At 62.8% G+C, this 7,693-nt stretch carries 8 protein-coding genes; 7 read left to right on the plus strand and 1 reads right to left on the minus strand.

The features are described from left to right. Position 1: 1 nt before the first annotated feature. Positions 2–289 carry a hypothetical protein gene (locus tag HPY67_16505; protein ID NPV06316.1) on the minus strand — a complete coding sequence of 96 codons (288 nt, stop codon included), beginning with the start codon at positions 287–289 and terminating at the stop codon, positions 2–4. 424 nt (positions 290–713) lie between these two features. Between HPY67_16505 and HPY67_16510 the strand changes: the two genes are divergently transcribed. From HPY67_16510 to cobO, 7 genes are all read left to right on the plus strand, one after another. Continuing rightward, entirely contained in the window at positions 714–1,100 is a 387-nt protein-coding gene (locus HPY67_16510) for a type II secretion system protein (GenBank protein NPV06317.1), read from the plus strand. A gap of 60 nt (positions 1,101–1,160) precedes the next feature. Continuing rightward, positions 1,161–2,138 (plus strand): DUF3391 domain-containing protein, encoded by a 978-nt coding sequence (locus HPY67_16515; protein NPV06318.1) that lies wholly within the window; start codon positions 1,161–1,163, stop codon positions 2,136–2,138. Positions 2,139–2,239: 101 nt separating this feature from the next. Next, positions 2,240–3,409, plus strand: a complete 1,170-nt coding sequence (locus HPY67_16520; protein ID NPV06319.1) for an aminopeptidase P family protein — start codon at positions 2,240–2,242, stop codon at positions 3,407–3,409. Between the two features lie 287 nt (positions 3,410–3,696). Then, positions 3,697–5,346 carry a methylmalonyl-CoA mutase family protein gene (locus HPY67_16525; GenBank protein NPV06320.1) on the plus strand — a complete coding sequence of 550 codons (1,650 nt, stop codon included), beginning with the start codon at positions 3,697–3,699 and terminating at the stop codon, positions 5,344–5,346. 18 nt (positions 5,347–5,364) lie between these two features. Next, a complete protein-coding gene (locus tag HPY67_16530; GenBank protein ID NPV06321.1) occupies positions 5,365–5,769 on the plus strand; it encodes a cobalamin B12-binding domain-containing protein in 405 nt (134 codons plus the stop codon). Positions 5,770–5,784: 15 nt separating this feature from the next. Next, positions 5,785–6,756, plus strand: a complete 972-nt coding sequence (meaB, locus tag HPY67_16535; protein NPV06322.1) for a methylmalonyl Co-A mutase-associated GTPase MeaB — start codon at positions 5,785–5,787, stop codon at positions 6,754–6,756. A gap of 193 nt (positions 6,757–6,949) precedes the next feature. Further along, positions 6,950–7,507, plus strand: coding sequence for a cob(I)yrinic acid a,c-diamide adenosyltransferase (gene cobO / locus HPY67_16540; protein ID NPV06323.1), 558 nt, complete (start codon positions 6,950–6,952; stop codon positions 7,505–7,507). The last annotated feature ends 186 nt before the right edge of the window (positions 7,508–7,693 follow it).

Here is a 7,693-nt window from a genome sequence, read left to right on the forward strand (position 1 = left end):
CTCAGGCGTCGAACCGGCCGGCGCGGCCGCCGAAGAGAGTGACGAAAAGGACGACCACACCCAACCCCAGCACGTTGATAATGTCGCCCTCGTCGAGGCACCCGATGGCCCATCTGCCCGTAAAGTTCGACAGCCAGACATAGCCCATCCACAGGGTCGAGAGTTCCGCCAGCTCGGAGAGACCCTCCTCCCATCCCGGCCTGACGAAGGCGTCGAGCAGCCTCTTGCCGGCGCCGAGACCGAGGCAGAGGACGACGGGAAGCACCGAAATCTCGAAGAAAGTTCCCATGAAACCACCCGAGCGATGCGACCCGGCCGGCGAGCCGGGAAAATCGAATGATCTTCAATACGGAAGTTTGTTAACCGATTGCCGTGGGGAACTGCCCGATTGGGTGTGAGTCCGAATTCAATCCTATTTTTAGATTAGTGACGCAACTTCTTTTGTCAATGCCGAATTGCCTCCCCATGGTGCCATCCCGGCATGTGCCGAAACGGCATCATCATCCCATCTCTTCGAAATAATTTGGTTTTGTCGCCTTGCGGTTCCGAAATGGCACATCTGCGGCGGCGGGACCCGGAGGGCCCCTCCGAGCCGAAGACCTGTAATATTATGAAATAATTGGATTATTTTTAACGCGCAGCCGGCCGGCCGCCTGGTATCGTCCATGCTCAGGCAACAGGCAGCCATGAATCCAGAGTCTCGAAGGAACCCGATGAACCCGCTTGTCAGCGCAGACCGGTGCCGCAGCCAGAAGGGCTTCACCCTTGTGGAGATCATTGCCGTGCTCGTAATCCTGGGCATCCTGAGCGCCGTGGCCGCGCCGAAGTTCGTGGGTCTGAAAGCGGAAGCCGAAAACAGGGCCGCCATGCAGGCCGTGATGGAGGCGCAGAACAGGCTCACGAACCAGTACGCCATCAAGCTGATGACTTCCCGGGAAGAGGCAGACGACCTGAACGCCATCCTCTCCTCGGTGAGCACCGATGCCGGCGACTACCGGTTGAGCTTTGCCGTGGCGGGAAGCGAGATCGAGATCACGGCGACCGGCATCCCGGAGAGGGGGGCATCCGGGACGGCGAGGGGGAAATGGAGAAGCCGGTAGGCGCGTGACGGGTCGCGGGATTCGCGAAAAAGCCGGCCGGGTTTTTTTGTTGGAGGCATTATGCAGCAGTCGATCCCAGTCAATGAGTTGAAAGTCGGGATGCAGGTGACCATCCCGGGGTCGTGGTTCCGGCACCCCTTCGTCCGGAGCCGCTTCACCCTCAACTCGCAGCGGGACATTGAGAAGATGAAACACTGGGGCGTCAAGACGGTGAGCGTCGATACCCCGAGGACCGTCACGGCGCCCATCCTCGACGGGGGCCTGCCCGGGTTCCCCGATACCGCCGTGCAGCAGGAACCGATCCAGCCGTCGCTGATGGAGACGATGCACGACCGGGGCGTCGCCCCCGACTGCAGGGCCGCCGCCGTGAAAGCCTGCTCCAAGATGGTCATGCAGCGGCTCATGGAAAGCACCCCCGACGAGGAGACCATCCAGGAGGCCAAAGAGGGGTTCTACGAGGTCATCGACTGCATCCTGGAGGTGGATCATCTGAGCCGCTACCTTCTTTCCATCCGGGATCACGACGCGTACACCTACACGCACTCCGTCAACGTGGGGGTCCTGTCGCTGCTGGTCGCCCGGAAATACTTCGGGCGATCCGACCGCCATGACCTGCGCGAACTCGGCATCGGGTTTTTCCTGCACGACCTGGGGAAGACCCGTGTCAACCCCGGGGTGATCACGAAGGAGGGTCTGCTGGACGACGAGGAATTGACGGAGATGCGCAGGCACCCCCTCTACGGGTTCGACATCCTGAAGGAAACGAACCAGCTGACCACCGAGTGCAAGCTGATTGTCCTCGAGCATCACGAGCGGGATGACGGGCGGGGCTACCCCTACGGCCTTTTCGGGGGCGAGATTCATGTCTACGCCCGGATCTGCGCGCTCGTGGACGTCTACGACGCCCTGACATCGGACCGCCCCTACCGTCGCAAGATGACCCCCTTCCAGGCGCTCAACCTCATCAAGGGCAGGCTCTACGACAGGACGCAGAAGGAACTTTTCGAAACTCTCGTCATGGTCCTCGGCGAGAACTGACCGCCGGTCCCGCACCGCTTCACCATCCTCAAGGAGAGGCGGAAAAAAGCCTGGACCGGCGGCCCGCGGGACTTATAATGGTGCCGAGCCGGGGGAACGCCATGAAAGACCGCATCCGCGTGCTGCAGCGCAACCTTGCCGCCGGGGGCCTTGACGCCGCCCTGCTCATCTACTCCCGCGACATCCTCTACTACACCGGCACGGCCCAGCCGGCCTGCCTTCTCGTCACTCCCGACGCCTACACCCTGCATGTCCGGAGCGGGTTCGAGTTCGCCGAGCGTGATGTCTTCATCCCCCGCGAATCGCTTGCCGAGGAGAGGCATCTGGAGAAGGTTCTCGCCGCATTGCTGACCCGCCTGGGGGGAAAGCCCGCACGAATCGGCACCGAACTCGACATCCTGACGGCCGAGCAGTTCGAGACCCTTCGGAAAGCGGCCCCCGGCGTCGACTTCGTCAGCGTCTCCGGCCTCACCCTGGAGCAGCGCAAGGCGAAGGAGCCCGTGGAGATCGATAAGCTGCGCCGGGCCTGCGATGCCGTGCACGCCGGCCACGAGGCGGTCATGGCGACACTTCGCGAGGGGATCACGGAGCTGGAGCTGGCCGCCGCCGTCGAGAATGCCCACCGTCTTGCGGGTCACGAGGGGGTCTTCTTCATCCGGCTGCCCGACTTTTTCATGAGCCGGGGCCCCATCGGGGCGGGCCCGAATCTCTCGAAGATCAGCGGCGTCGTCTACACCATCACTGGTGTGGGTCTGAGCCCTGCCGTGCCGGCCGGCCCGTCTCGCAGGACCATCCGGCGGGGCGAGACCGTCGTCGTCGACATCCCCACCCTCGTTGAGGGTTACCACGCCGACCAGACGAGAACCTACTGCGTCGGCAGGGCCGGGAGGGCCGTCCATGCGCTTCATGACGATCTTCTGGCGATCGCCGACCTCCTCGTCAGCGCGATCCGGCCGGGCATGACGGGGAGGGACGTCTGCCGGATGGCAAGGCAGAAGGCGGATGAGCTGGGCCGGACACAGGAGTTCATGTCCCTCGGCGGGGGGAAGGCGTCGCGAATCCTCGGCCACGGGGTCGGCCTCGAGCTCAACGAGCCCCCGATCCTCTCCGAGCACGATGTCTCGTCGATCCCGGAGGGCTGTGTCGTCGCCCTGGACATGCATATGATGTCCGAGGGGGGCAAAGTGGTCAAACTCGAGGACATGATCCTCGTCTGCAGCGGGGGCAACGAGATTTTGACGAGGACGCCCCGCCGGCTCTTCGAGGTCTGAAGCTTGCGGCCCTTCGTGGCAGGCCCATGGGTCCGGGGGACCCTGCACGCTTGCCTGCTGCAGCAGGACCCCTGCCCCGAGAAGCCCATGAAATGGGCAAAAACGCCGTCTTTTCGCTTGACAAATTGGGGGTTTTTGTATACGGGTTCGATTGGGTCTATTATTCAGGGATTGTCAGGGATTAATACGGTTCAAGGAGTGTATATGGCTTAAATTTCTACAAATTCACGGACAAGGAGGGAGGAAACGTGTATTTCGCAAAAGAAGTTCTCGAGTCGTCCAGCAGGATGCGGCAACGCTGGGAAGACGAGGTCAAGAAGCTCGTCTCCAAGTGGCCCGATCAGAAGCCGGAGAACCAGTGGTCGACGGTTTCGGATCTTCCCATCAAACGTCTTTACACCCCCGAAGACATCAAGGACATGGATTTCGAGCGGGACATCGGCTACCCCGGGCAGTACCCCTATCTCCGGGGCAACCAGGTCACCGGCTACCGCGGCAAGTACTGGACCTTCCGCATGTTTTCAGGGATGGGGGATGCCGCCACAACGAACGCCCGGTGGCATCTGCTCCTGAAGGAAGGCCAGACGGGCCTCAGTACGGCCTTCGACTTCCCCACCCTCATGGGCTACGACACCGACTCCCCGAAGGCCCGGGGTGAGTGCGGCAAGTGCGGCGTCGCCATCGACACCCTCGAGGACTTCCTCGTTCTCACCAAGGGCATCCCCCTGGACAAGATCACGACCTCCATGACCATCAACCCGCCGGCCACGGCCCTGTGGGCCATGTACTGCGCCGCGGCCGAGCTGCAGGGGGTCCCGCTGACCAAGATCGGCGGCACGATCCAGAACGACATGCTCAAGGAGTTCATCGCCCAGAAGACCCTGATGTGCCCGCCTGAGCCCTCGGTGAAGCTCATCAGCGACACCGTCGAGTTCGGGACGCTGAAGGTCCCCAAGTGGAACACGATCTCGATTTCGGGCTACCACATCCGCGAGGCGGGCTCCACGGCGGTCCAGGAGCTGGCCTTCACGCTGCGCGACGGCATGGAGTACGTCGAGGACGTGATCCGCCGCAAGAAGCTCGACGTCGACGCCTTCGCCCCGAGGCTCTCCTTCTTCTTCAACTCCCACATCGACTTCTTCGAGGAGATCTGCAAGATGAGGGCTGCCCGCCGGATCTGGGCCAAGGCCATGAAGGAGAGATACAAGGCCAAGGACGAGCGCTCCTGGTGGATGCGGTTCCACACGCAAACGGCAGGCTGCTCGCTCACTGCCCAGCAGCCCTACAACAACGTCGTCCGCACCGCGACGGAGGCCCTGGCGGCCGTTCTCGGCGGGACGCAGTCGCTGCACACCAACTCGCTCGACGAGGTGTGGTGCCTGCCCTCCGACTTTGCCGTCCAGATCGCCCTGCGCACCCAGCAGATCATCGCCGAGGAGACGGGCGTGGCCAACACGATCGACCCGCTGGCCGGCTCCTACTTCGTCGAGGCACTGACCAACGAGATGGAAAGGCAGGCCTGGGAGTACATCCACAAGATCGACGACATGGGCGGCATGATCGCGGCCATCGAGAAGGGGTTCCCCCAGCTCGAGATCTCCGATGCGGCCTACAAGTTCCAGCGGCAGGTCGACGCCGGCGAGAAGATCATGATCGGCGTCAACAAGTACGTCTCTGCGGAAAAAGAGTCCATCCCCTTCCTCGAGATCGACGACAGGGTCGAGACCGAGCAGATCGAGCGGCTCAACGCCGTGCGGCGCAAGCGCGACAGCAAGGCCGTCAAGAAGTGCCTCGACGACCTGAGGCAGGCCTGCAAGAAGGGCGAGAACGTCATGCCCTACTGCATCGAGGCCGTCAAGGCCCTGTGCTCCGTGCAGGAGATCTGCGACGTCTACCGCGAGGTCTACGGCGAATACCGCGATCCGGGACTCTACTAGGAAGGAGGGGACACGACGATGGCAGAGAGAAAACTGCGTGTGATGGTTGCGAAGCCGGGACTCGACGGGCACGACCGCGGCGCCAGGGTGCTGGCCCGCTGCTTCCGCGATGCCGGCTACGAGGTGATTTACACGGGCTGTCACCAGACGCCCGAGCAGATCGTATCCGCGGTGATCCAGGAAGACGTGGACCTCCTGGGGCTGAGCTGCCTCTCCGGGGCCCACCGCTACCTCTATCCCGCGGTCACGAAGCTCCTGAAGGAGAAGGGCGTCGACGACGTCACCGTCATCGGCGGCGGGATCATCCCCGACCAGGACTTCCAGATTCTGTACGACGCCGGCCTGAAAGCGATCTTCACGCCCGGCGCCACGCTGGAGTCGATCATCGACTGGATCAACAAAAACGTGAAGCCGAGAAACTAGGCAAGGACATCCGGAATGGAAACCACAAAGAAGATCAAGGACGGCGACATCCGCGCCGCCTCTCGCCTCATCCGTAACCTGGAAGATCGCATCCCCGAGGCGAAGACCACCATAAAGCACCTCTTCCCCCTCACGGGGAAGGCGCACGTCATCGGCATCACCGGCTCGCCCGGTGCCGGGAAGAGCACGCTGACCGACGGCCTCATCGACTGCTTCCGCAGGAAGGGCAAGACCGTCGGCGTGCTGGCCGTGGACCCCACCAGCCCCTTCACGGGGGGCGCCATCCTCGGCGACCGCATCCGCATGCAGCGCCACGCCGAGGACCCGGGCGTCTTCGTCCGGAGCCTTGCCACGCGCGGGGCCCTGGGCGGCCTGGCCAAGGCCGTCGGCGATGCCATCCACGTGATGGACGTCCTGGGCAAGGACATCATCATCGTCGAGACCGTCGGCACGGGTCAGCAGGAGGTGGACATCATCAACCACTCCCACACGGTTCTCGTGGTTCTCGTGCCGGGCATGGGCGACGAGATCCAGGCCATCAAGGCCGGTATCCTGGAGATCGCCGACATCTTCGTCGTCAACAAGGCAGACCGCGAGGGCTCCTCCAAGCTCTCGAGGGAGCTGATGGCCATGCTCGACATGGCCCCGCCGTCCACGTTCCAGGGGGGATGGCGGCCGCCCATCATGAAGGTGGAGAACGCCTTCGAGCCGGTGGGGTTCAACAAGGCGCTCGAGGACATCGCCAACAAGATCGAGGAGCACCACCAGCACCTCGTCCAGAAGGACATTATCGGCAACCGGCTGCGGCGCAAGGCCACGGTCGAACTCAACGAGGCCATCCGGGCGAGCATCCTCGAGCCGGTCCTTCAGAAGCTCATCGGCAGCGGCGAGATGGAGGGGATGATCGACAAGGTCATGAAGAAGGAGGTCGACCCCTATACCATCGCCGAGGACATCGCCAAGCGGTACCTGGAGGGGTGCCTGTGAGCGAAACCGTCAACTGATGGGATAAAAGCCCGGGACGGTCGGACTCCGGCCTCCCGGGCTTTTTCATCTGAATGCCCTCTCCCCCGGCGGAAGAGGGCTATGGTGAGGGGGATCATTCCCCTTCCTCAAGACATCCCCCTTTGCAAAAGGGTTCACCAGACCCGATATTCCAGCTCCTCGAATCGGAGGCACCATGACCAAGGATCCTATCGAAGAAACCCTCGCCAAGTACAGCCGCGGCCTCATCATGGTCTTCACGGGCGACGGCAAGGGCAAGACCACGGCGGCCCTCGGGCAGGCCCTGCGCGCGCTGGGCCACGGCAAGAAGGTCCTCGTCATCCAGTTCATGAAGGGCCGCAAGTACGGCGAGGTCCTCTGCGCCGAGCAGTGCCTCCCCAACCTCACGGTGCGCCTCTGCGGCCTCGACAGCTTCGTCATGCGCGGAAACCCCGCGCCGGTGGACGTGGAGCTGGCGCGGCAGGGTCTTGACCTTGCGCGCAACGCCATCCTCTCCGACGAGTACGACATGGTGATCCTCGATGAGATCAACGTGGCCATGGACTTCGGGCTTATCCCCGTGGACAGCGTCGTCTCCATGCTCAAGCACAAGCCCGCCGGCGTCGACGTCATCCTCACGGGCCGCTACGCCCCGAAGCAGATCATCGAAATCGCCGACACGGTGAGCGAGGTCAAGGAGATCAAGCACCATTACAGCCAGGGGATCAAGGAACGCGCCGGCATAGAATTCTGACCTTATTGATTTCCTCTGCTCCGTCGGGAGAGGAAATCCAAAATTTCCCTCTCCCCCGGGAGGCTGTGTCGCAATAGGGAGTAGGGGCTGAGTTCTTTGACAAAAAAATATCCGTAACGCACCTCGAAGGATCGCCAACCCCGGCCCGGTGTGCTAGAGTGCTCCGCGAAAGGAGATGCGCTCATG

This window comes from Syntrophaceae bacterium (genome assembly GCA_013177795.1).
Taxonomy (GTDB): domain Bacteria; phylum Desulfobacterota; class Syntrophia; order Syntrophales; family UBA2192; genus UBA2192.